Annotated in this window: 20 protein-coding genes; 10 read left to right on the plus strand and 10 right to left on the minus strand. The window is 61.7% G+C overall.

Going from position 1 to position 21,531, the window contains the following annotated elements; genetic code table 11:
* Positions 1 to 27: 27 nt before the first annotated feature.
* Positions 28 to 888, minus strand: a complete 861-nt coding sequence (locus tag AD665_RS02130) for a pirin family protein (protein WP_024780606.1) — start codon at positions 886 to 888, stop codon at positions 28 to 30.
* 106 nt (positions 889 to 994) lie between these two features.
* Here AD665_RS02130 and AD665_RS02135 point away from each other — a divergent pair, with 106 nt between their 5' ends.
* Positions 995 to 2,026, plus strand: a complete 1,032-nt coding sequence (locus tag AD665_RS02135; protein ID WP_053190687.1) for an amidohydrolase family protein — start codon at positions 995 to 997, stop codon at positions 2,024 to 2,026.
* Between the two features lie 310 nt (positions 2,027 to 2,336).
* Here AD665_RS02135 and fabB read toward each other — a convergent pair whose 3' ends face one another.
* From fabB to AD665_RS02160, 5 genes are all read right to left on the minus strand, one after another.
* On the minus strand, positions 2,337 to 3,557 hold the full coding sequence (gene fabB / locus AD665_RS02140) for a beta-ketoacyl-ACP synthase I (RefSeq protein WP_024780604.1): 1,221 nt from the start codon (positions 3,555 to 3,557) through the stop codon (positions 2,337 to 2,339).
* Between the two features lie 11 nt (positions 3,558 to 3,568).
* Positions 3,569 to 4,084 (minus strand): 3-hydroxyacyl-[acyl-carrier-protein] dehydratase FabA, encoded by a 516-nt coding sequence (gene fabA / locus AD665_RS02145; RefSeq protein ID WP_024780603.1) that lies wholly within the window; start codon positions 4,082 to 4,084, stop codon positions 3,569 to 3,571.
* Between the two features lie 237 nt (positions 4,085 to 4,321).
* Positions 4,322 to 6,223, minus strand: a complete 1,902-nt coding sequence (locus AD665_RS02150; protein WP_024780602.1) for an ATP-binding protein — start codon at positions 6,221 to 6,223, stop codon at positions 4,322 to 4,324.
* Entirely contained in the window at positions 6,220 to 7,152 is a 933-nt protein-coding gene (locus tag AD665_RS02155; protein ID WP_024780601.1) for an ABC transporter substrate-binding protein, read from the minus strand. Before AD665_RS02155 ends, AD665_RS02150 begins: the two co-directional genes overlap by 4 nt.
* Positions 7,153 to 9,276 carry a TonB-dependent receptor plug domain-containing protein gene (locus AD665_RS02160; RefSeq protein ID WP_053190689.1) on the minus strand — a complete coding sequence of 708 codons (2,124 nt, stop codon included), beginning with the start codon at positions 9,274 to 9,276 and terminating at the stop codon, positions 7,153 to 7,155.
* Positions 9,277 to 9,519: 243 nt separating this feature from the next.
* On the opposite strand from AD665_RS02160, the gene AD665_RS02165 reads away from it, so the two are divergent.
* The 8 genes from AD665_RS02165 (at position 9,520) to AD665_RS02200 (ending at position 16,810) form a co-directional block, all read left to right on the plus strand.
* Positions 9,520 to 10,545: an NAD(P)H-dependent glycerol-3-phosphate dehydrogenase gene (locus tag AD665_RS02165; protein ID WP_053190691.1), complete on the plus strand. Its 1,026-nt coding sequence runs from the start codon at positions 9,520 to 9,522 to the stop codon at positions 10,543 to 10,545.
* A gap of 30 nt (positions 10,546 to 10,575) precedes the next feature.
* A complete protein-coding gene (locus tag AD665_RS02170; protein ID WP_053190694.1) occupies positions 10,576 to 10,923 on the plus strand; it encodes a DUF4389 domain-containing protein in 348 nt (115 codons plus the stop codon).
* Positions 10,920 to 11,372, plus strand: a complete 453-nt coding sequence (sixA, locus tag AD665_RS02175) for a phosphohistidine phosphatase SixA (protein ID WP_024780597.1) — start codon at positions 10,920 to 10,922, stop codon at positions 11,370 to 11,372. The genes AD665_RS02170 and sixA overlap by 4 nt, the downstream gene beginning before the upstream one ends.
* A gap of 203 nt (positions 11,373 to 11,575) precedes the next feature.
* Complete coding sequence (locus AD665_RS02180) at positions 11,576 to 12,019, plus strand: hotdog fold thioesterase (RefSeq protein ID WP_024780596.1); 444 nt, start codon at positions 11,576 to 11,578, stop codon at positions 12,017 to 12,019.
* A 1,097-nt stretch (positions 12,020 to 13,116) separates the two neighbouring features.
* Positions 13,117 to 13,911 carry an alpha/beta fold hydrolase gene (locus AD665_RS02185; protein WP_024776961.1) on the plus strand — a complete coding sequence of 265 codons (795 nt, stop codon included), beginning with the start codon at positions 13,117 to 13,119 and terminating at the stop codon, positions 13,909 to 13,911.
* Entirely contained in the window at positions 13,908 to 14,759 is an 852-nt protein-coding gene (locus AD665_RS02190) for an alpha/beta hydrolase (RefSeq protein ID WP_053190696.1), read from the plus strand. Before AD665_RS02185 ends, AD665_RS02190 begins: the two co-directional genes overlap by 4 nt.
* A gap of 129 nt (positions 14,760 to 14,888) precedes the next feature.
* Positions 14,889 to 15,710: a DUF4892 domain-containing protein gene (locus tag AD665_RS02195; protein ID WP_024776959.1), complete on the plus strand. Its 822-nt coding sequence runs from the start codon at positions 14,889 to 14,891 to the stop codon at positions 15,708 to 15,710.
* Between the two features lie 62 nt (positions 15,711 to 15,772).
* Complete coding sequence (locus tag AD665_RS02200) at positions 15,773 to 16,810, plus strand: AI-2E family transporter (protein WP_024776958.1); 1,038 nt, start codon at positions 15,773 to 15,775, stop codon at positions 16,808 to 16,810.
* 259 nt (positions 16,811 to 17,069) lie between these two features.
* On the opposite strand, the gene AD665_RS02205 is transcribed toward AD665_RS02200, so the two are convergent.
* The 3 genes from AD665_RS02205 to AD665_RS02215 form a co-directional block, all read right to left on the minus strand.
* Positions 17,070 to 17,363, minus strand: coding sequence for a hypothetical protein (locus AD665_RS02205; protein ID WP_024776957.1), 294 nt, complete (start codon positions 17,361 to 17,363; stop codon positions 17,070 to 17,072).
* Positions 17,364 to 17,536: 173 nt separating this feature from the next.
* A complete protein-coding gene (locus AD665_RS02210; RefSeq protein WP_024776956.1) occupies positions 17,537 to 18,583 on the minus strand; it encodes a sensor histidine kinase in 1,047 nt (348 codons plus the stop codon).
* Entirely contained in the window at positions 18,583 to 19,341 is a 759-nt protein-coding gene (locus tag AD665_RS02215) for a response regulator (RefSeq protein ID WP_024776955.1), read from the minus strand. The genes AD665_RS02210 and AD665_RS02215 overlap by 1 nt, the downstream gene beginning before the upstream one ends.
* 291 nt (positions 19,342 to 19,632) lie before the next feature.
* Here AD665_RS02215 and pyrF point away from each other — a divergent pair, with 291 nt between their 5' ends.
* Positions 19,633 to 20,331 (plus strand): orotidine-5'-phosphate decarboxylase, encoded by a 699-nt coding sequence (gene pyrF / locus AD665_RS02220; RefSeq protein ID WP_047699017.1) that lies wholly within the window; start codon positions 19,633 to 19,635, stop codon positions 20,329 to 20,331.
* A gap of 128 nt (positions 20,332 to 20,459) precedes the next feature.
* On the opposite strand, the gene AD665_RS02225 is transcribed toward pyrF, so the two are convergent.
* Positions 20,460 to 21,464, minus strand: coding sequence for an NADP-dependent oxidoreductase (locus AD665_RS02225; protein ID WP_053190702.1), 1,005 nt, complete (start codon positions 21,462 to 21,464; stop codon positions 20,460 to 20,462).
* Positions 21,465 to 21,531 lie beyond the last annotated feature (67 nt).

Genomic DNA, 21,531 nt, shown 5'->3' on the forward strand with positions numbered 1-21,531 from the left:
GACACCACTGAGCTCATCCCACGGAACTCAGGGCAACTCGATCCGCTCACTTTCCCCCGGCACGGTCGGCCAGTCTCCGGCCGCCCAGCGTCGACGGGCTTCGTCGATCCGGGCCGGATCGCTGGAGACGAAATTCCAGTTCATCCGGCGCGGTCCGTCCAGCGGTGCGCCGCCGAACAGCACGGCATGGCAGTCGCTGCTGGCAAACAGCGTCATCTCTTCCCCGACCGGCAATATCACCAGGGAGTGGGGCTCCACTGGCTCTCCTTCGAGCAGCGCCTCGCCGCTCAATACGTACAGTGCCCGTTCTTCATGCTCGGTGGGAATCAGCAGTGTCGTCGCGGTTTGCAGGTTGAGTTCGGCATAGAGCGTAGGAGACAGCACCGGTACCGGCGATTCCAGGCAAAAGCCCGAGCCCGCGATCATGCGGATACCGACGCCCAGGTTGTCACTGACCGGCAGGGTGCGTGCCGGATGATGGCTGTAGTGCCCAGGCCCTTGCTCATGGGATTGGGGCGACGCCAGCCAGACCTGCAACCCGTGCATGACGAAATCGCTGGCCATTTGCGATGCCGGCGTGCGCTCGACGTGGGCAATGGCGCTACCGGCGGTCATCCAGCTGACATCCCCGGCCTCGACCACCTGGTCTGAGCCCAGACTGTCCTTGTGCTGGAGTCTGCCTTCGAACAGGTAGGTGAGGGTGGAGAGCCCGATGTGGGGATGCTGGCGGACATTCATCCCCTTACCGGCCGGGTAGGTGGTTTGCAGCATGTGGTCGAAGAACACGAAAGGTCCGACGTTGCGGCACTTGGCAGACGGCAGCGGGCGAAGAATCGGCTGGCCTTCGACATCTTCTGCGCGGGGACGAACGGTCAGGGGCATGGTCATGATGTCTTCCAGATTGAATGACGGATGCGGCGAGCATAACCCGTCGTCGGGGTTGGCGGCACAGGCGACTTGAACCCAAGCGGGACGGGAGGGGTCCAAGCTGCTCATGGTCTTTGGAGATGAGCCGTTGACCCGCCTGATCTTCGCCTGGTTGCTGATCGCTTCGAGCAGCGCCGCCATGGCTCGCGAATATGCCTACAGCGATGCGCACCTGCATTACGTCGACTTCTTTCAGGAATCCGCCGGCATGCCCAAGCTGCTTCAGGCGATGGCTGACAATCGCATCGAGCATGTAATGATCTCAGGTGTCCCTGTCGCCAAGAAATGGCATGAGGACGAGCCCAAGCGTCCACGTTATTACGCCGGTGACGATGCGGACGCCTATTGGTACAGCGCCACCGATACGATTGTCGCGGCGGCGGTGGGCAAGCTGACCACCGAGCAACGCAAGCACTTTCATCCTTTTCTCTCCGGTTTCAACCCCAATGACAAGAACTCCGCGGCCCATGTCCAGCGCATGCTCGATCTGTACCCGGGATTGTGGCAAGGCATCGGCGAAGTCTTCACCCGTCACGATGACCTTACGGCGCTGACCTCGGGTGACACCCCGCGCGCCAACAACGAAGCCATGACGATGATCTATCACCTGGCGGCCGAGCACGACCTGCCGGTGATGCTGCATTCCAACATCACCTCCAAGCGTGAGAAGAATCCGCTGTACCTGCCAGAAATCGAAGAGCCGTTGCGCAAGCATCCACACACCCGCTTCATTTGGGCCCATGCCGGCACCAGCATGGAGATTCATCGACATCAGACCCGGTTGGATTTCCTGTTGCCGACCCTGACCCGGATGCTTGAGTCCTACCCCAATCTGTACATAGACCTGTCCTGGAGCCTGCTCACGCCCTACTTGCTCGACGAAGCGGGCAAGCCTCAGTCGGAGTGGGTGAAACTGGTGGAGCGCTTTCCGGAGCGCTTCATGGTGGGGTCGGATGTGGTCGGACGTTTCGGCAAGCTGGGGAAGGAGCTGCACGGCTTCGATCCGTTTCTGGATGCCTTGCCCGAGGAAGTGGCGAGAAAGGTGGCACGGGATAATTTCCTGGCGGTGTTCTGTGGGAGCAAGGCTTGCCCGCGATGAGGTCAACGCGGTCTTGAGCCCTGAGGTGTCTGGATCGCGAGCAAGCTATGCTCCCACAGGCTAGCAGCAGGCAAAAAAACGCCCCGTACCAGTCGGGGCGTTTTTGTGTGCGGTCGTAGAAGCTGTCGAGTGCGGGATAATTTCATGGCGGTGTTGTGCGGGAGCAAGGCTTGCCCGCGATGAGTTCAACGCGGTCTTGAGCGCTGAGGTGTCTGAATCGCGAGCAAGCAGTGCTCCCACAGGGTAGAAGCAGGCAAAAAAACGCCCCGAACCGGTCGGGGCGTTTTCGTGTGCGGCGTAGCAGCGGGGCTTACTTGCCCTGCCAGCGCTTCAGTACCAGGGTGGCGTTGGTGCCGCCGAAGCCGAAGCTGTTGCTCATCACGGTGTTGATGGTGGCATTTTCGCGGGTCTTGGTCAGGATCGGCAGATCGGCCACTTCCGGGTCCAGCTCGTCGATGTTGGCCGAGCCGGCGATGAAGTTGCCTTCCATCATCAGCATGCAGTAGATCGCTTCGTGAACGCCGGCGGCGCCCAGGGAGTGACCCGACAGGCTCTTGGTGGAGCTGATGGCTGGCGCCTTGTCGCCGAACACTTCACGCACACCTTTCATTTCCGCGACGTCGCCGACCGGAGTCGAAGTGCCGTGGGTGTTCAGGTAGTCGATCGGGGTGTCGACGGTGGACATCGCCATCTGCATGCAGCGGATAGCACCTTCGCCGCTTGGGGCCACCATGTCGTAGCCGTCGGACGTAGCGCCGTAGCCGACGATTTCCGCGTAGATTTTTGCACCACGGGCCAGGGCATGTTCCAGCTCCTCGACCACCACCATGCCGCCGCCGCCGGCAATGACGAAACCGTCACGGTCGGCATCGTAGGCACGAGAGGCTTTTTCCGGCGTGTCGTTGCGCTTGCTGGACAGGGCGCCCATGGCGTCGAACAGGAACGACTGGCTCCAGTGTTCTTCTTCACCGCCGCCGGCGAACACGATGTCCTGCTTGCCCATCTGGATCTGTTCCATGGCGGTACCGATGCAGTGGGCACTGGTGGCGCAGGCAGATGCGATGGAGTAGTTCAGGCCCTTGATCTTGAAAGGCGTGGCCAGGCAGGCGGAAACGGTGCTGCTCATGGTCCGGGTGACACGATACGGACCAACGCGCTTGACGCCTTTTTCGCGCAGGATGTCCAGCGCTTCCATCTGGTTCAGGGTCGAGGCGCCGCCGGAACCGGCGATCAGGCCGGTACGCGGGTTGGATACCTGCTCTTCGGTCAGGCCGGAGTCAGCGATGGCATCCTTCATGGCCAGGTAGGCGTAAGCCGCCGCATGGCCGACAAAACGGTAGATCTTGCGATCGATCAGTTCTTCGAGGTTGAGGTCAATGGAGCCGGAAACCTGGCTACGCAGACCCATTTCGGCGTATTCCGGGTTGAACCGGATGCCAGGGCGGCTTGCACGCAGGTTAGCGGAGACGGTCTCTTTGTCATTGCCCAGGCAAGAAACGATGCCCAGACCAGTGATAACGACGCGGCGCATGCGGATAACCCTTAGAAGTTGTCAGTGGAGGTGAAAACGCCGACCCGAAGGCCCTCGGCGGTGTAGATTTCGCGACCGTCGACAGTCACCGAACCATCGGCAATGGCCATGTTCAGCTTGCCCTTGAGGACGCGTTTGATATGAATGTTATAGGTGATTTTCTTCGCGGTCGGGAGGACCTGACCGAAGAACTTCACTTCGCCCGAACCCAGGGCGCGACCGCGGCCCGGCAGACCCTGCCAGCCTAGGAAAAAGCCGACCAGCTGCCACATGGCATCCAGGCCCAGGCAGCCCGGCATGACCGGATCACCTTCGAAATGGCAGGCGAAGAACCACAGGTCCGGATTGATATCCAGCTCGGCGACCAATTCACCTTTGCCGTACTTGCCGCCCTCTTCGCTGATATGGGTGATGCGATCCACCATCAGCATGTTCGGGGCGGGCAGTTGCGCGTTACCTGGGCCGAACAGCTCACCGCGACTGCAGCGCAGCAGATCTTCCCGGGTAAAGGCGTTTTGTTTGGTCATGCGAGCTCCTCAATAGTCCCCTGCGGCAGGGTGGGGCAAATCTTCCCGGCCGATCGAAGCGGTCATGCCTCGAATCGACAGCCTACTCATAGACTATTGCGTTGTGGTGAAAGTCACAGCACACGGAAAATGAATGTACACCTGTGCACTGAAATTTTTTATTCAAGCCTCAATCGAGGCTCGTTCGGGTGCCTAAGACTGCCGCACTTTCGCCTTTCACGCCAGCTACACAGGCTACTAATGCACCCAACGCTGCAGAATATGCTGCAGATCAACCCTTTTAAACGGCTTTGCAAGGTAATCGTTCATACCCGCCGCCAGGCAGGCTTCGCGATCGCCCTGCAAGGCATTGGCCGTCAGGGCGACGATCGGTACCTCGCTGCAACCTGGCAACTGGCGGATCCGTCGCGTGGCCTCGTAGCCGTCGACCACTGGCAAGCGGCAGTCCATAAGGATCAATTCAAACATCAGGCTCTCAGCGCTGCGGATGGCCTGGGCGCCGTCGGCGGCGATGCTGACGGTAAAACCCAGGCTGCGCAACATGGCTTCGATCACGGTCTGGTTCACCGGGTTGTCCTCCACCAGCAGCACATTGCGGCCTTCGCCACTCTCGCTGCCTTGGGACAACCGCGGCGCCATTTCCGTCGGGTTCTGTGTGGACAGGGCCAACGGAATCTCCAGGGTAAACACCGAGCCCTGGCCTTCCTCGCTCTGGGCTCGCAGGGTACCGCCCATGCGTTCGGCCAGGGTGCGCGCGATCGGCAGGCCCAGGCCGGTGCCGCCGTAGCGGCGGGAAATCGAACTGTCGGCCTGCTGGAAAGCATCGAACATGCGCTCCAGGCTTTCGGGCGATATGCCGATGCCACTGTCGCGCACCGTGCAGGTGAACCACAGCAGTTCGTGGTCCAGGGCCTGCCACTGGCATTGCACGGTGACGCGCCCCTGCTCAGTGAACTTCAGTGCGTTGCCGATCAGGTTCACCAGGATCTGCCGGATCCGCGTCGGATCGCCTTGCACCTGCAAGGCCTTCATGTCGTCTGGAATCAGCAGGTCCAGGCCCAGTTTGCGTTGGGCGGCGCTGTGCTGGAAAGACTGGGCGCAACTGCCCACCAGCTCGGTCAGGTTGAACGGGATGTGTTCCAGTTCCAGGGCCGAGCGTTCGATGCGCGAGAAATCGAGTATGTCATTGATCACCTTCAGCAGGTGTTCGGTGGATTCCGAAGCCAGCGCCGTGTACTCGTGCTGCTCATCGGTCATGCGAGTGGTTTCCAGCAGCTGCAGCATGCCCAGCACGCCGTTCATGGGCGTGCGCAATTCGTGGCTCATCATGGCCAGGAATTCCGATTTTGCGCTGTTGGCCTTTTCCGCTTCTTCTCGGGTCTTGATCAGTTGCGCCATGGCCTGATGCTGTTCCCGGCTGGCTTGTTCAAGGCCGTCGGCCAGGTTGTTGATATGCCGCGACAGGGCCCCCAGTTCGGCGTCGTCGACGATGGGCAACGGTTTGCTGTAATCGCCTTGCTGGATGGCCTTGACGGCGTTGCCGATGTCGCGGATCGGCCGGGACAGGTCAGCGGCCAGGCGACGCGCCACCAGGAAGGTGAACAGCAGGGCGAACAACGCCAGGATCGCGGCCTTGAACAGGATTTCCTGCTGCCGCTGGCTGAAGGCATCACTGGACATGCCGACGATCACCCGGCCCAGGTAATCTTCGTCGGGCGCCTCGATGGGTGTGCTGTTGCCTTGCAGGAAATCGTTGTTCAGGGTGATGCGCTGCAAGCGAACCGGCGCCTGGAACATTTCGATCTGCTGGGAGTGAACACGATTCTGAGGAGGCTGCTCGACGTGCACCAACACCCGGTGGGTGCTGTCCTGCACCTCCAGGAAACGCACGTGGGGCGTGGCCAGCGTGGCGGTGAGCAGGCTCTCCAGCACATCGTTATTGCCGGAAATCACTCCGTACTCGGTGGCGGGAGCCAGTTGGTTGGCGATCAGTTGCCCGGTGTGATTGAGTTCCTGGCGCAGGTCCTGGATTCGCACGAAGGTGAAGAAGCTGATTAACAGCACGGTCAGCAGCAGCGCCGGACCAAGGGCAATGAGCTGGGTGCGTGTACTGATATCCCAACGGCGACGCAAGGTCATGGGCGGTGTTCTCCTTCGGCCAACTGCGTAGCGACGGAAGCGGCGTCAATCGGTTCGAGCCCCAGGGAGCGGGCCACTTGCCGGTTGTCCAGGACTTTGAAGCGGGCCGGATACAGCGCGCGTGGCCAAGTGGCGGCGGGACGGTCGAGCAGATCGTCGAGAATCGCCAGCCAATCTTCCTGGTCGCTGTAGGTGCTGGCCAGGCTGCCGGCCCTGACGAACGCCGCGCTCGGCCCGATCAGCGCGCGTTGCCGGGCATAGCTGCTGAGCAACAGGTTCTTCACGGTCTTGGGGTTGTAGAGGTCGGGGTCGTCGAGACCCAGCAATACATCGCTCTGGCTCAGCAGGCTTTGCAGGGGGCGGCTGTCGCTGGTGTCTTCCCAGCGCTCGGTGACGATCTCCAGGCCCAGCGGTGCGGCGGCCTGGCGGAGCTCTTTGAGCAGGAATTCGCTGTGCCCGTCGAAAAGCACGCCGATCCTGCTCGCCTGCGGGAGGATCGCGCGAATAAGGTGCAATTGTCGCGTTACTGGCGGATCGCTCCACAGCAGGCTCAGGTGCGCCGGGATTGCCTCCTTCAGGCGCTCCCGGGCTTGCAGGCGACTGATCCGCAGCACCAGGGTGGCCGGGCCCTGGGGCGTTTGCAGGCGCCAGTCGAGGCTGGGCAGGTCCAGCAGGATCAGTCGGATATTGGTCGGCAACTTGTCCGCTGCCGGCAGGCTTGCCAGCGGGGTGAAGCGCACGTCGTCTTCGGGGCGCAAGGCTTTCAGGGCTTGGGTAAAGGACTGTATGCCGGGGCTGTCCTGGGCACCGGTCAACAGGATTTCGGCGGCGCGGGCCTGGAGCGTTGCCAGCAGGCCGGCCAGCACCAGGCACAGTGCCAGCGACAGGCGGCCAGAAAATGACCTCGTGCGCGGTTGGCGGCGGGGCATCTAGAAGGACAACTCCGCACTGAAGTACATGACATGTCGGGAGTCGTAGCGGTTATCGACGAATGTCGTGGGCTGATTGTCGAGGCGTTGCTGCAGGACGCCAGCCAGCTCGAGGCTGGCTTTGCCCAGAGGGATGCGTCGGGCGAGGCGGGTATCGACCCGTTCGAAGCGGTAGCCGTTGAGGGCATCGGCGGCGTAATAGAACACCGAGCTGTTCCAGCCCTCTCCCCAGTCCCGCAGCCAGCCGGCCGATCCACTGTTGCGGGCGGTCAGTTGTTCATCGAGGGGGGCGCTGGCCAGGGCGTCGACGTAGGCATACGTCACGCGCAGGCGGTCGGCGTTGGTCATGCGCCAGTCGAGTTGGGTTTCGGCGCCGGAAAACTGCGATTCATTGGCATTGCTGGCGATGTACTGATTGTTGCGCAGCGGTTCGCTGATCATGCCGGTGATTTCGTCATGGAACAGCCTGACGTCAACCGTCAGACCCAGGTCCATGAAATAACCGTTGTAACCCAGTTCTCGGGAGCGCATGTGTTCCTGCTCGAGGTTCCCCGGCCCGCGGGTCTGGACAAAGTAGCGAGCGCTGCTCTGGCCAAAGGCGGTGGGCTGCAGGTTCGTGACCTGGTAGCTCCAGTTGACGTTGTTCTCGAACATGTCCGGTGAGCGTATCGCTTCGGAGTACACCGCCCGCAAGCCATGTCTTGGTGTGATCAGGTAGTTGACCGCCACCCGCGGCGTCAGCGAACTGCCCGTCAGGCGGGTGTCCTCGAACATCGCGCCGCCCTGCAACAGCCAGTGCTCGGTGGCCCGCCACTCGAACTGGCCAAACAGCCGCCAGGTGGTGTCATCCAGGGTGCCGTTGAAGTAGGTCTCGGAATCGGCCCGGTCATAGCGATAGTTCGCCCCGGTCACCAGCCGCAGTCTGTCGGACAGGCTCAGGGTGTCCTGGATTTCCAGGTCGTAGCGCGATTCCCGGGCACTCTGGTCGATATCGCCGCACACGGTTCGCGAGGCGCCGTTGCGCCATTGGTCGAGCACCTGGTTGGCCAACGCCTGTTCTTGCGCCGTACCGGGTGGGGCTCCGGTGCTGGTGAAGCCGGGCATGTTGCGCGCCAGTTTCTCGGCGTAGTTGGGATTGAGCCGCCACAGGTCGGTCAGTTGCGGGCTGAAGGACACCTCCGCATCGCAGGCGCGCCAGGTCTGCTGGCGATCCCAGTGCTGGATCGAGCTCTGCACATACAGGCTGTGGTCGGGGTTGAGGTCCAGGTTCCAGCGCAGCGAGCCGGCATAGTCCTTGGCGATGACGTCGGAGTTATCCCCTGCGGCGGTAATCCCGGCAAAGACCGGGTGATAGGTATAAGGTCGCTGGTTGGTCCCGTCCTTGGCGTTCAACTGCCAGTCGATGCTCTGCTGTTCGTTCAGCGTCTGGCTGACCGACAGGTTGATGCGGTTCAAGCGGCGACTGTCGCGGTAGTCGGCACCGTTGCGGTCGCTGTCAAAACCATCGTCTTCCTGGCCGGACAGCGAAAGGCGCAGATCGCCGCCGTCCCAGCCGGTGCCCTGGCTGGCATACCAGTCGCTGATACCGCGCTGGCCTCGGGTGATTTTCAGCCGCGTGCCGTGGCTGTTGGCCGGCGCCCGGGTGATGATGTTGACCACCGCCATCAGCGCGTTGGCGCCATAGCTGACGGTGTTGGGGCCGCGGAAGACTTCGATTCGCTCAATGTCCTCCATGGCCACCGGAATGTCGCTCCAGTCGACGGTGGCAAGGCCGGCGCGGTACACCGAGCGGCCGTCGATCAGCACCTGCATTCGGCGTGCTTCGCTGGCGTTGGTGCCATGGTAGTTCACCGTGGGCTGGTTGCCGCTAAGATTGCCGACCATCATGCCGGGTACCAGGCGCAGCAGCTCGCTGATGTCCCGGGCGCCGCTGGCCTTGATCAGCTCGCTGTCCAGCACGGTCATGCTGCCCGGCACTGCGGCCGGTGATTGTTTCAGGCGCGTGGCGGTCAGGACCTGGGGCAGGGGTTGGCTGTCGACAAACAAGTCGTCGGCCCACACTGGCGGGCTGATGAGCAGCACCAATAGCAGTGACGAACCTGAGCGGGAGGGGCCAACGGTCACGGCAGAGCCTTTGATCACAGAACGATGGCAGGCATGTTAACTGAGCTGAGAGACTTTTCCAGTTGCGTTGACAGCATTTTCCTAGAAATTGATAGTCAGCTTCCTACAGCTGCGGGTAATTGATGCTGTGTGCTTTCGCAGAAATGAACAGTATCTGTGAGACAGGACACTAGGGGTGGTCGCGATCTGGCTGCTCCGTATAATGCCCGGCATCGCCACTTGGTATGGATGAACGGATTGCATATGACTGAACAGCGCCCGATTGCGGTCCTGGGAGGCGGGAGTTTCGGTACCGCCGTGGCCAACCTGCTGGCCGAGAATGGTCACTCGGTGCACCAATGGATGCGTGACCCGGAGCAGGCCGAGGCCATCCGGGTCAACCGTGAGAACCCGCGTTACCTCAAGGGCATCAAAATTCGTCCGGAAGTGGAGGCGGTGACCGACCTGCAGGCCACTCTCCAGGGCAGCGACCTGTTTTTTGTCGCCTTGCCCTCCAGCGCCTTGCGTTCGGTGCTGGCGCCCCATGCCGAGTGCCTGAGCGGCAAGCTCCTGATCAGCCTGACCAAGGGCATCGAAGCCCAGACCTTCAAACTGATGAGCGAAATTCTTGAAGAGATCGCGCCAAAAGCGCGGATCGGGGTGATTTCCGGGCCGAACCTGGCGCGGGAAATCGCTGAGCATGCCTTGACCGCCACCGTGGTGGCCAGTGAAGACGAAGAGTTGTGCCGGCGGGTCCAGGCCGCACTCCATGGTCGTACCTTCCGGGTCTATGCCAGTGCCGACCGTTTCGGCGTGGAGCTGGGCGGGGCGCTGAAGAATGTCTATGCGATCATCTCCGGCATGGCGGTGGCGCTGGGCATGGGGGAGAACACCAAGAGCATGCTGATCACCCGGGCCCTGGCGGAAATGACGCGCTTTGCCGTCAGTCAGGGCGCCAATCCGATGACCTTTCTCGGATTGGCCGGGGTGGGTGACCTCATCGTCACCTGTTCCTCGCCCAAGAGCCGCAACTACCAGGTAGGCTTTGCCCTCGGCCAGGGCCTGAGCCTGGACGAGGCCATGTCGCGCCTGGGCGAAGTGGCGGAAGGGGTGAACACCCTCAAAGTGCTCAAGGCCAAGTCCCAGGAGGCCGGGGTCTATATGCCGCTGGTCGCGGGGCTGCATGCGATTCTGTTCGAAGGGCGCACGCTGGAACAGGTGATCGAACTGCTGATGCGTGGCGAACCGAAGACCGATGTCGACTTCATTTCCATCAGTGGCTTCAACTGAGCCGTTGTTGATGACAAGCAGGAGTGAGCTATGAATGATCCGAAAGGGCAGGCCCGATACGAGTCCATCCTGTTGCGGGTGCTGTGGATGGTGGTCTACCTGCTGGTCTGGCAAGTGGCGCAATTCATCCTCGGCGCCGTGGTACTGGTGCAATTGATCTATCGATTGATCTATGGCGCACCCAATGCAAGTCTGATGAATTTCGGCGACAGCCTGAGCCGGTTCCTGGCCCAGATCGGCCGTTTCGGCACCTTTCACAGCGACCAGAAGCCCTGGCCGTTCGCTGATTGGCCGAGTCCACGTCCGCCGGAAGGCGAAGCGCCCCACGTCGTGCCGCCGGCTTCGCATCCTGTGCAGGATGAGGAGCCCAAGCTATGAACGTGTGGGTGCTGCGCCATGGTGAAGCCGAGCCATACGGCGCCCGCCCCGATCCCGAACGGGCCTTGACGGTTCACGGGCGTGAAGAAGTCCTGCGCAGTGCCGCCGAACTGATCGGCCGACCGCTGACCGCCATTTATGCCAGCCCCTATCTGCGCGCCCAGCAAACTGCGCAACTGGTGCGCGAGGCGTTGGGCTTCGAACCTGAGTTGATCACGGTCGACTGGCTCAAGCCGGAAACCCGGCCACAAACCGTCCTTGAACATCTCGCGGATCGGAATGATGTGCTGCTCGTCAGTCATAACCCGCTGGTGGGTAGCCTGTTGGGCTTTGCGCAACATGGTCACCTGCAACAACCCGAGCAAGTGAAAACGGCCGGCCTGGCTGAGCTGGAAGGTGACCTGCCATTGGCCGGGGCGATGCGGCTCAAGGGCATCCGGCATCCATGAAAAAGACCGGGCCTTGCCTTCAGTCAAGCAAGCCGCACGACTTGTGGGAGCCAGCCTGCTCGCGACGGCGGTGTGTCAGTCAACGTGCCTGCTGATTGATCCACCGCTGTCGCGAGCAGGCTCGCTCCCGCAGAGATATCGCTTGATCCTTGATTGGTTGGCATTGATGCCTTGTTTGCACATAAACATAAGGAAGGGCAACGATGAGTCTGTGGCGCACCACCCCCAACATTGAACAACTGAACGCTGCTGCTAGAAACACCATCAGCGAGGTGCTGGACATTCGTTTCGAGTCCTTCGACGACGAGTCCCTGACCGCCAGCATGGTGGTCGATCACCGGACCCACCAGCCGTTCGGTCTGTTGCATGGCGGCGCTTCGGTGGTCCTGGCCGAAACGGTCGGCTCCATGGCCGCCTACCTGTGCGTGGACACCAGCAAGTTTTATTGCGTGGGTCTGGAAATCAATGCCAACCACCTGCGCGGTGTTCGCAGTGGGCGGGTGACTGCCACGGCCAGGATGATTCATCTGGGTCGTACTACCCAAGTCTGGGATATTCGCCTGAGCAACGACGAGGGCAAGGTCAACTGTGTGTCGCGCCTGACCATGGCGGTGGTGCCGCTGGGCGAGCAACCGCCGGCGCGCTGATTCCACAGATCCTTCGTAGCGAGGGGATTTGTGGGAGCAGGGCTTGCCCGCGATAAAGCCAACGCAGTCTTTCAGAATTGGCGGCGTCTGCGTCGCGAGCAAGCTTTGCTCCCACAGGTGTCGTTGCCACAAAATTTGCGGCTTGCCAGCCATAACGCCATAGCCCAAGCCAGACTGTCTTTGTAGCGAAGGGATTTGTGGGAGCAAGGCTTGCCCGCGATAAAGCCAACGCAGTCTTTCAGAAATGGCGGCGTCTGCGTCGCGAGCAAGCTTTGCTCCTACAGGTGTCGTTGCCACAAAATTTGCGGCTGGCCAGCCATAACGCCAGAGCCCAAGCCAGACTGTCTTTGTAGCGAAGGAATTTGTGGGAGCAAGGCTTGCCCGCGATGAAGCCAGCGCAGTCTTTCAGAATTGGCGGCGTCTGCGTCGCGAGCAAGCTTTGCTCCCACAGGTGTCGTTGCCACAAAATTTGCGGTTGGCCAGCCATAACGCCATAGCCCAAGCCAGACTGTCTTTGTAGCGAAGGAATTTGTGGGAGCAAGGCTTGCCCGCGATAAAGCCAACGCAGTCTTTCAGAATTGGCGGCGTCTGCGTCGCGAGCAAGCTTTGCTCCCACAGATGTCTTTGCCACAAAATTTGCGGCTGGCCAGCCATAACGCCATAGCCCAAGCCAGACTGTCTTTGTAGCGAAGGAATTTGTGGGAGCAAGGCTTGCCCGCGATAAAGCCAACGCAGTCTTTCAGAAATGGCGGCGTCTGCGTCGCGAGCAAGCTTTGCTCCTACAGGTGTCGTTGCCACAAAATTTGCGGCTGGCCAGCCATAACGCCATAGCCCAAGCCAGACTGGCTTTGTAGCGAAGGGATTTGTGGGAGCAAGGCTTGCCCGCGATAAAGCCAACGCAGTCTTTCAGAAATGGCGGCGTCTGCGTCGCGAGCAAGCTTTGCTCCTACAGGTGTCGTTGCCACAAAATTTGCGGCTGGCCAGCCATAACGCCATAGCCCAAGCCAGACTGTCATCATTCCTGTCAGTTACGGTCATTGCCGCGCCATCGGCTTCTGCGGACAATCTGCCCCAGTTCCCCCAATGGATCGGTTGTCATGTCGCAACAGGTGTTTTTCGCCCACGCCAATGGTTTTCCCTCGGCCACCTACGGCAAGCTGTTTGCCGCGCTGGCGCCGCAGTATCAGGTCGCGCATCTGGAGCTGCATGGCCATGACCCGCGTTTCCCGGTGGACGATAACTGGCACAACCTGGTGGACGAGTTGATCCATCACCTGGAGCAACAGCCGGAACCGGTCTGGGGTGTCGGTCATTCGCTGGGCGGTGTACTTCACCTGCACGCGGCATTGCGCTGCCCTCGGTTGTACCGTGGCGTGGTCATGCTCGATTCGCCAGTCCTGACCCGCACGGATCGCTGGGTGATCCTGGCTGCCAAGCGGCTGGGCTTCATCGACCGCCTGACCCCGGCCGGACGGACCTTGGGCCGACGCGAGGAGTTCGCCAACCTGGAAGCGGCCCGGCAGTATTTTTCCGGCAAGACGCTGTTTCGCGGTTTCGACCCGGATTGCTTCGACGCCTACCTGCAACATGGCCTGCAGCAAGTCGGTGATCGCCTGCGGCTGCGCTTCGATCCGGCCACGGAAATCAGCATTTACCGCGGTGTGCCGCACACCAGTCCCGGTCGGGCCCGCACGCTCAAGATACCCTTGGCGGTGGTGCGTGGTCGGCAAAGTCGCGTGGTGATGCGTCACCACACCCGTTCGGTAGGCAGCATGCCCTTGGGCGAGTCCCTGAGCATGCCCGGCGGTCATATGTTTCCCCTGGAGCATCCGCTGGATACGGCGGATCTGCTCAAGGGGTTGTTCCAGCGTTGGCAGGGGCGTAGCGCATGAACGGAGTTGAAGAAGTTCGCCTGAGCCTGCCTCACATCGAACTGGCTGCCCACCTGTTCGGACCGGAGGATGGCCGCCCGGTGATCGCCTTGCATGGCTGGCTGGACAATGCCAACAGTTTCGCCCGTCTGGCCCCCCGGCTCGAAGGCTTGCGGATCATTGCCCTGGACTTGGCCGGGCATGGTCATTCGGGGCATCGACCGCCCGGTGCCGGCTACGCGCTATGGGACTATGCCCATGATGTGCTGCAGGTGGCCGAACAACTGGGTCTGCAACGTTTCGCCCTGTTGGGGCATTCCCTGGGCGCCATCGTATCGCTGGTGTTGGCCGGGTCCCTGCCGGAACGGGTCACACACCTGGGGCTGATCGACGGCATCATTCCGCCGACTGCCCAGAGCGACAACGCGGCCGAACGCATGGGCATGGCACTCCAGGCACAACTGGATCTGCAGAAAAAAACCAAACCGGTCTATAAAACTCTCGACTGGGCCATCGAAGCCCGCATGAAAGGGTTGGTGGCGGTCAGCCGCGAGGCTGCCGAACTGCTCGCCCAGCGAGGCCTGATGCCGGTGCCGGGAGGTTATACCTGGCGCACCGACAACCGCCTGACCCTGCCATCGCCCCTGCGCCTGACCGACGAGCAGGCCATGGCCTTCGTGGCGCGGGTCGGTTGTCCCGCCCATCTGATCGTGGCGGCCGAAGGCATGCTGGCCCGGCACACCGAATTGCTGGAGCGTCTACCCTTCAGTCATGAACAATTGCCCGGCGGCCATCATTTGCATCTGAACGACGAAACCGGTGCCGTGCTTGTAGCAGACTGTTTCAATCGGTTCTTCAGCACTTCTTGACTTGCGTCGGGCAACTGTCGAGGCTGGGCGGGTTGAAAGGGAGACCACCATGACAGAGCTTTGTTTACCCGCCTTGCGGCGCAGGGACGACGCCGGTTTCGTCCGCGGGCGCCAGGCCAAGTCGATCCGATGAAATCATTCGTTCATTCACTCACCTTGTTGGCGCTGGCTTGTGTCAGTCCGGCGTCATTCGCCGCCGATGTGCCCGGCAGCCGGGACCTGGAGCGCGTGCCCCGTCTGCCCGACGCGCAGATTGTCGATTATCGGCAAACCAGCGACGTCGAGCGCATCTACCCCCTGGGCTCGATTCGCAAGATCAGCGGCCAGCTGCGTTTCGACGGACAGGTCGATGGCCGTGGTGTCGTCACGTCGGTGACTTATGAGCTACCTCCGGAACATTCCGCCACCCAGGCCTTTACCGCCGCTCGCGAAGCCTTGCAGCAGCAAGGTGCCGAGCTGTTGTTCTGGTGCCAGGCCCGTGATTGTGGCGAAAGCAGCCTCTGGGCCAACGAAGTGTTTGGCAACGCCAAGCTCTATGGTGCCGACAATGGCCAGGCGTATCTGTTGCTACGCCTGGCGCCGCCGACGGACAACACATTGATTGCGCTCTACGGCATCACCCGCGGCAACCGCAAGGCCTACCTGCATGTCGAGCAGTTCGAGGCGAGCACTCCTTTGGGGGACTTGTTGCCAACCTCCGCCACGCTGCTGCGCCAGCTCAAGGACACCGGCGTGCTGGATTTGCCACGTCTTGCCGGTGAACCGGACGAGACCTGGTTGCGCCTGCTGGCCCGGGCGCTGAACCTGGACACCGGCCTGCGGGTCAGCCTCGCCGGCCCCAAGGCCGAGGCCTGGCGCCAGGCGCTGTCGGATCAGGGTGTTCGTGAGGCGCGGATGGAGGCAGCCGGAGATGGCAATACTCCGGGCCTTCACCTTGAGTTGCTGCGCTAATCTGTGCCGGACAGCGGACCTTGTACCGCTGCCCCGGTCCTGTTCATTCTTCGAGACCTTTCATGCTCAATAACGATCGGCTGTTGGTGCAGATCCTGCTCCTGGTGTTGTTCGGTGCAAGCCTGTGGGTCATGGCGCCGTTCTGGTCGGCACTGTTCTGGGGGGCGGTGCTGGCCTTCGCCAGTTGGCCGCTGATGCGCCTGCTGACCCGCTGGGTCAATGGTCGCGAATCTCTCGCGGCGGCGGTGCTGACGGTCGGCTGGATGCTGTTGGTGGCGGTACCCTTGGTGTGGTTGGGTTTCAACCTGGCTGATCATGTACGCGATGCCACGGCGTTCATCAGGGACGTGCAGGTCGATGGCCTGCCCGATGCCCCAGCCTGGCTGGGCGGCTTGCCGCTGGTGGGTGGGCGGTTGGTCGCTATCTGGAACAGCGTCGACCAGCAGGGAGCGGCGATGATGGTGTCCATCAAGCCCTACCTGGGACAAGTCGGCAACTGGCTGCTGGCCCGCAGCAAGCAGATTGGCGGCGGCATGCTCGAGCTGACGCTGAGCATCGTGTTCGTGTTCTTTTTCTATCGCGACGGTCCACGCCTGGCGGCTTTTGTCCACGGACTGCTCGAGCGCCTGATCGGTGACCGTGCCGGTTACTACATCGAACTGGTGGCTGGTACGGTGCAACGGGTGGTCAACGGCGTGATCGGCACCGCGGCCGCCCAGGCCTTGTTGGCACTGATCGGCTTCCTGATCGCCGGGGTACCGGGTGCACTGGTGCTGGGTATCGCCACCTTCCTGCTCAGCCTGATTCCCATGGGGCCGCCGCTGGTCTGGATCCCTGCAACGGCCTGGCTGGTATGGAAGGGCGAATACGGAATGGCAGTGTTCCTAGGCATCTGGGGCACGTTCATCATCAGCGGCGTGGACAACGTGCTCAAACCCTACTTGATCAGCCGTGGTGGAAACCTGCCGTTGGTGATTGTGTTGCTGGGGGTTTTCGGCGGGTTGATCGCTTTCGGTTTCATTGGCCTGTTCATCGGCCCTACGCTGCTGGCGGTGGCGTACAGCCTGCTGACGGATTGGAGCAAGAGCCAGGCGCGGTGATTCGGTATGGGTAATTAAGTGTGGTGAAAGATTTATTTGTGGTGGAGGGATTTATCTGTGGTGGAGGGATTTATCTGTGGCGAGGGGATTTATCCCCGTTGGGCTGCGCAGCAGCCCTAAAAAGCTGGCGCCTCGGTATTCAGATTGCTTCTATGTAGGCAGTTTGGGGCTGCTACGCAGCCCAGCGGGGATGAATCCCCTCGCCACAAGTGGGACTGATCAATGAGCCTGGCGCTTGTGAGTCCAGGCTCTTAGGGCATCAGGTCGCCACGTTCAGATGTTTCCCCACGCTCGCCACGTCATCCAGCGAATACTGCCGACTGAGGTTGGTGATCATCCTGTTCAGTGCTTCGCTGACGCTGGATTGAGTGGTGGAGCTGTCGCTGGACTGCAAGACGCTGGTCAGTTCGCTGGCGGTGACGCTACCGTCGCCATCGCTGTCGAGCTTGCCGAGCAGTTCCTTTTGGAACTGTTGGTCGCGGGCACTGTTGGTCGCGGTACGGTTGATGCTGGTGTACGTCGAGTAGCTGCTACTGCTGACGCTGCCGATCATGGGCGCTCTCCTTGAGGTGACATAACCGGTGGATGGACCGGCTCATGCAGCCTCGGTGGGGCAGTTGTCGTGGGTATGTGGGGTTTGTACCGGAGGAGGTACAAAAATGCCGGCCAGACGCGGTCCTTGTGGGAGCGGGCAAGCCCGCTCCCACAGAGAAAGTAGGGAAGCGCTCAAGCGCGCGGCAGACGGATGACGGCGGTCAGCCCACCGCCCGGCGTTTCTTCCAGGCTCAGTTGCCCACCCAGGCGCTCCGCGGCTTCCCGGGCGATGGTCATGCCCAGGCCGACGCCGCCGGAATTGCGGTTGCGTGAACCTTCCAGGCGATAGAACGGTTCGAACACCGCTTCGCGTTTGTCCTCGGTTATACCGGGGCCATGGTCGATGACCCGGATCAGCACCTGGAAGCCCTGGTCCTCCAGGGCGATCGATGCGTGCCCGGCGTAGCGCAAGGCATTGTCCATGAGGTTGTTGATGCACGAGCGCAACGCCATGGGTTGCACCTGCAAGGGGGCGCAGGAACCGCTGGACTGCACGTCGGCGCCCTGATCCTGGGCATTTTCGCTCAGGGATTCCACCAGGGCCTGTACGTCCATCCATTGCAGTGCTTCGCTGGTGCGCTGTTCGTGCAGGTAGGTGAGGGTAGCGTCGAGCATGCCGATCATGTCGTCCAGGTCCTGGCGCATCTGGCCTTGCAGCTTGATGTCGTCGATCTGTTCCAGGCGCAGCTTCAGTCGGGACAGCGGGGTGCGCAGATCGTGGGATACCGCTCCGAGCATGCGTGAGCGTTGCTGAACCTGCTCACGAATGCGTTTTTGCATCAGGTTGAACGTATGGGCCGCCTGCCAGGCTTCCCGGGGGCCGGTTTCGTCCAGCGGCGGGCTGTCGAGGTCCTCGCTCAGGCGTTCTGCTGCATCGCTCAGGCGCTGGATCGGCCGGGTCAGGAGTTTGGCGCCATACCAGGCCGCGATGATCAGGCATATGAACTGGAACGTCAGCGGCACCACCGGGCCACCGAACCAGGGACGGGGGCGATGATCAGGTGGTGGTCCAAAAGGTGGTGGTCCGTCAGCGTGTCGGGAAAACTCCGGAGGTGGGCCGGGAGGTGGCGGCTGGTCGTACTGGATGAACCAGGCAAAGGCCAACAGATGTGCCAGGACGATTGCCAACAACAGCACGCCAAACAGGCGGCCGAACAGGGAGTCCAGGCGCAATCGCATCAGCCGATGTCCCTTGCGTCGAACAGGTAGCCTTCGCCACGCACGGTCTTGATCAACTGCGGGGCCTTGGGGTCGTCGCCCAGTTTCTGGCGCAGGCGCGAGACCAGCAGATCGATGCTGCGGTCGAACGCCTCGATGGAGCGTCCACGGGCGGCGTCCAGCAGTTGTTCGCGGCTGAGCACCCGACGTGGTCGTTCGATGAACACCCACAGCAGCCGGAATTCGGCATTGGACAACGGCACGACCAGCCCGTCGGCGGAGATCAACTGGCGCAGCACGCTGTTGAGTCGCCAGTTATCGAAGCGGATGTTGGCGCGCTGTTCGGTGCGGTCGTCGCGCACCCGGCGCAGGATCGTCTGGATCCGCGCCACCAGCTCCCTGGGCTCGAAAGGCTTGGCCATGTAGTCGTCGGCGCCCAATTCCAGGCCGATGATACGGTCAGTGGGTTCGCAGCGGGCGGTGAGCATCAGGATCGGAATATCCGATTCGGCGCGCAACCAGCGACACAGCTGCAAGCCGTCTTCGCCCGGCAGCATCAGGTCGAGCACGACTACATCGAAATGCTCGGCCTGCATGGCCTGGCGCATACCGGCGCCATCCGAGACGCCGCTGGCGCGAATGTTGAAACGGGCCAGATAATCGATCAGCAGCTCGCGGATCGGCACATCGTCATCGACGATCAGCGCGCGGATGCTCCAGCGCTTGTCATCGCCTGAGGCCGGTTGGCCGCCAGCATTTGCAACAGGGGTGTTCTGCATGGGTGAATCATCTGCCAGGTAAGCTGCCAACCACAAAGAAGGCGGCGAGGTTGTGGCTCCAGCATAGGCTTCGGCCCGCAGGGCGTGAAGGGCTGGAAGGACGGAGTGCTGCGGCGGACGGTAATTGGCCGGCGTGTTGCCCGGATGTCTTGAATGTATCGGCTTGGACACAAAGGCCTCTATTGTCCATGCTGAGTGGGACGCAATGATGATTTACCGATCATCGGGTCCCGCACGGGCGCTGGTTCCGCTACAATGCGCGCCGATTTCGACTTGCCTGAGAGCCCGCTCATGTCCGCCTGCCAGACGCCTATCATCGTCGCCCTGGATTTCCCTACCCGTGACGCCGCCCTGAAGCTGGCCGACCAGTTGGACCCCAAGCTCTGCCGGGTCAAAGTCGGCAAGGAACTGTTCACCAGCTGCGCGTCGGAGATTGTCGGCACCTTGCGTGACAAGGGGTTCGAAGTGTTCCTCGACCTGAAATTCCACGATATCCCCAACACCACCGCCATGGCCGTCAAGGCTGCCGCAGAGATGGGCGTGTGGATGGTCAATGTGCACTGTTCCGGCGGCCTGCGCATGATGGCGGCCTGCCGGGAAGTGCTGGATCAGCGCAGCGGCCCGAAGCCCTTGCTGATTGGCGTGACCGTACTGACCAGCATGGAGCGTGAGGACCTGGCGGGGATCGGCCTCGACATCGAGCCTCAGGAGCAAGTGTTGCGCCTGGCGGCGCTGGCCGAGAAGGCCGGTATGGACGGTCTGGTCTGCTCGGCCCTGGAAGCCAATGCCCTGAAGACGGCGCACCCGTCGCTGCAGTTGGTCACCCCGGGTATTCGTCCGGCGGGCAGCGCCCAGGATGATCAACGCCGTATCCTGACCCCGCGCCAGGCACTGGACGCCGGTTCCGATTATCTGGTGATCGGCCGTCCGATCAGCCAGGCGGCCGATCCGGCCAAGGCACTGGCGGCGGTCGTGGCCGAACTGGCCTGATCCCGCACTGAAAACCAATGTGGGAGCGAGCCTGCTCGCGATGAGGCCGTGTCAGTCGACATCCCCGTCAACTGACAGACCGCTATCGCGAGCAGGCTCGCTCCCACAGGTTTTTGGATCGTGACCGGTCAGACCTTGAGTACAAGTTTTCCGAAGTTCTCCCCGCTGAACAATTTGGTCAGCGTCTCGGGAAATGTCTCCAGTCCTTCGACGATGTCTTCCTTGCTCTTGAGCTGCCCCTTGGCCATCCAGCCGGCCATTTCCTGGCCGGCGGCTGCGAACTGGGCGGCGTAGTCCATGACTACGAAGCCTTCCATGCGCGCCCGGTTCACCAGCAGGGACAAGTAATTGGCGGGGCCTTTCACCGCTTCTTTGTTGTTGTACTGGCTGATGGCGCCACAGATCACCACGCGGGCCTTGAGGTTCAAGCGGCTGAGCACGGCATCCAGGATGTCGCCGCCGACGTTGTCGAAATGCACATCGACACCTTTGGGGCATTCGCGTTTGAGGCCGGCCTGGACGTCTTCGCTCTTGTAGTCGATGGCACCGTCGAAGCCCAGCTCATCGATCAGGAACTTGCATTTGTCGGCCCCACCGGCGATGCCCACCACGCGGCAGCCTTTGATCTTGGCAATCTGGCCGGCGATGCTGCCCACCGCGCCGGCGGCACCCGACAGCACCACGGTTTCACCGGCCTTGGGTGCGCCGACGTCCAGCAGCGCAAAGTAAGCGGTCATGCCGGTCATGCCCAAGGCGGACAGATAACGTGGCAGCGGCGCCAGTTTCGGATCAACCTTGTAGAAACCCCTTGGCTCACCGAGGAAATAATCCTGCACGCCTAGCGCACCGTTGACGTAGTCCCCGACCGCAAACCCTGGGTTGTTCGAGGCAATCACCTGGCCCACACCCAATGCACGCATCACTTCACCGATGCCCACGGGCGCGATATAGGACTTGCCCTCGTTCATCCAGCCGCGCATGGCCGGGTCCAGGGACAGGTACTCGTTCTTCACCAATATCTGACCGGCCGCGGGTTCGCCAACCGGGACTTGCTGATAAGTGAAGGTCTCGCGGGTCGCGGCGCCCACCGGGCGTTTGGCGAGCAGGAACTGGCGATTGGTCTGGGCAGTCATGGTGGTTACTCAAGATGAAATTAAGCTTTGTTGATAGCCCGTCGAAGTGATTGTCGCAAGGTTTGCC

This window comes from Pseudomonas corrugata (assembly GCF_001269905.1).
In the GTDB taxonomy this organism is placed as follows: Bacteria; Pseudomonadota; Gammaproteobacteria; order Pseudomonadales; family Pseudomonadaceae; genus Aquipseudomonas; species Aquipseudomonas corrugata.

Excerpts from the sequence above, each read along its gene's own strand:
- fabB (WP_024780604.1), bottom strand. The coding sequence starts at position 3,557 with ATGCGCCGCGTCGTTATCACTGGTCTGGGCATCGTTTCTTGCCTGGGC.
- sixA (WP_024780597.1), top strand. The coding sequence starts at position 10,920 with ATGAACGTGTGGGTGCTGCGCCATGGTGAAGCCGAGCCATACGGCGCC.
- AD665_RS02215 (WP_024776955.1), bottom strand. The coding sequence starts at position 19,341 with ATGCAGAACACCCCTGTTGCAAATGCTGGCGGCCAACCGGCCTCAGGC.
- AD665_RS02190 (WP_053190696.1), top strand. The coding sequence starts at position 13,908 with ATGAACGGAGTTGAAGAAGTTCGCCTGAGCCTGCCTCACATCGAACTG.
- pyrF (WP_047699017.1), top strand. The coding sequence starts at position 19,633 with ATGTCCGCCTGCCAGACGCCTATCATCGTCGCCCTGGATTTCCCTACC.
- AD665_RS02210 (WP_024776956.1), bottom strand. The coding sequence starts at position 18,583 with ATGCGATTGCGCCTGGACTCCCTGTTCGGCCGCCTGTTTGGCGTGCTG.
- AD665_RS02170 (WP_053190694.1), top strand. The coding sequence starts at position 10,576 with ATGAATGATCCGAAAGGGCAGGCCCGATACGAGTCCATCCTGTTGCGG.
- AD665_RS02150 (WP_024780602.1), bottom strand. The coding sequence starts at position 6,223 with ATGACCTTGCGTCGCCGTTGGGATATCAGTACACGCACCCAGCTCATT.
- AD665_RS02225 (WP_053190702.1), bottom strand. The coding sequence starts at position 21,464 with ATGACTGCCCAGACCAATCGCCAGTTCCTGCTCGCCAAACGCCCGGTG.
- AD665_RS02130 (WP_024780606.1), bottom strand. The coding sequence starts at position 888 with ATGACCATGCCCCTGACCGTTCGTCCCCGCGCAGAAGATGTCGAAGGC.
- AD665_RS02155 (WP_024780601.1), bottom strand. The coding sequence starts at position 7,152 with ATGCCCCGCCGCCAACCGCGCACGAGGTCATTTTCTGGCCGCCTGTCG.
- AD665_RS02195 (WP_024776959.1), top strand. The coding sequence starts at position 14,889 with ATGAAATCATTCGTTCATTCACTCACCTTGTTGGCGCTGGCTTGTGTC.
- fabA (WP_024780603.1), bottom strand. The coding sequence starts at position 4,084 with ATGACCAAACAAAACGCCTTTACCCGGGAAGATCTGCTGCGCTGCAGT.
- AD665_RS02165 (WP_053190691.1), top strand. The coding sequence starts at position 9,520 with ATGACTGAACAGCGCCCGATTGCGGTCCTGGGAGGCGGGAGTTTCGGT.
- AD665_RS02135 (WP_053190687.1), top strand. The coding sequence starts at position 995 with ATGGTCTTTGGAGATGAGCCGTTGACCCGCCTGATCTTCGCCTGGTTG.
- AD665_RS02185 (WP_024776961.1), top strand. The coding sequence starts at position 13,117 with ATGTCGCAACAGGTGTTTTTCGCCCACGCCAATGGTTTTCCCTCGGCC.
- AD665_RS02200 (WP_024776958.1), top strand. The coding sequence starts at position 15,773 with ATGCTCAATAACGATCGGCTGTTGGTGCAGATCCTGCTCCTGGTGTTG.
- AD665_RS02205 (WP_024776957.1), bottom strand. The coding sequence starts at position 17,363 with ATGATCGGCAGCGTCAGCAGTAGCAGCTACTCGACGTACACCAGCATC.
- AD665_RS02180 (WP_024780596.1), top strand. The coding sequence starts at position 11,576 with ATGAGTCTGTGGCGCACCACCCCCAACATTGAACAACTGAACGCTGCT.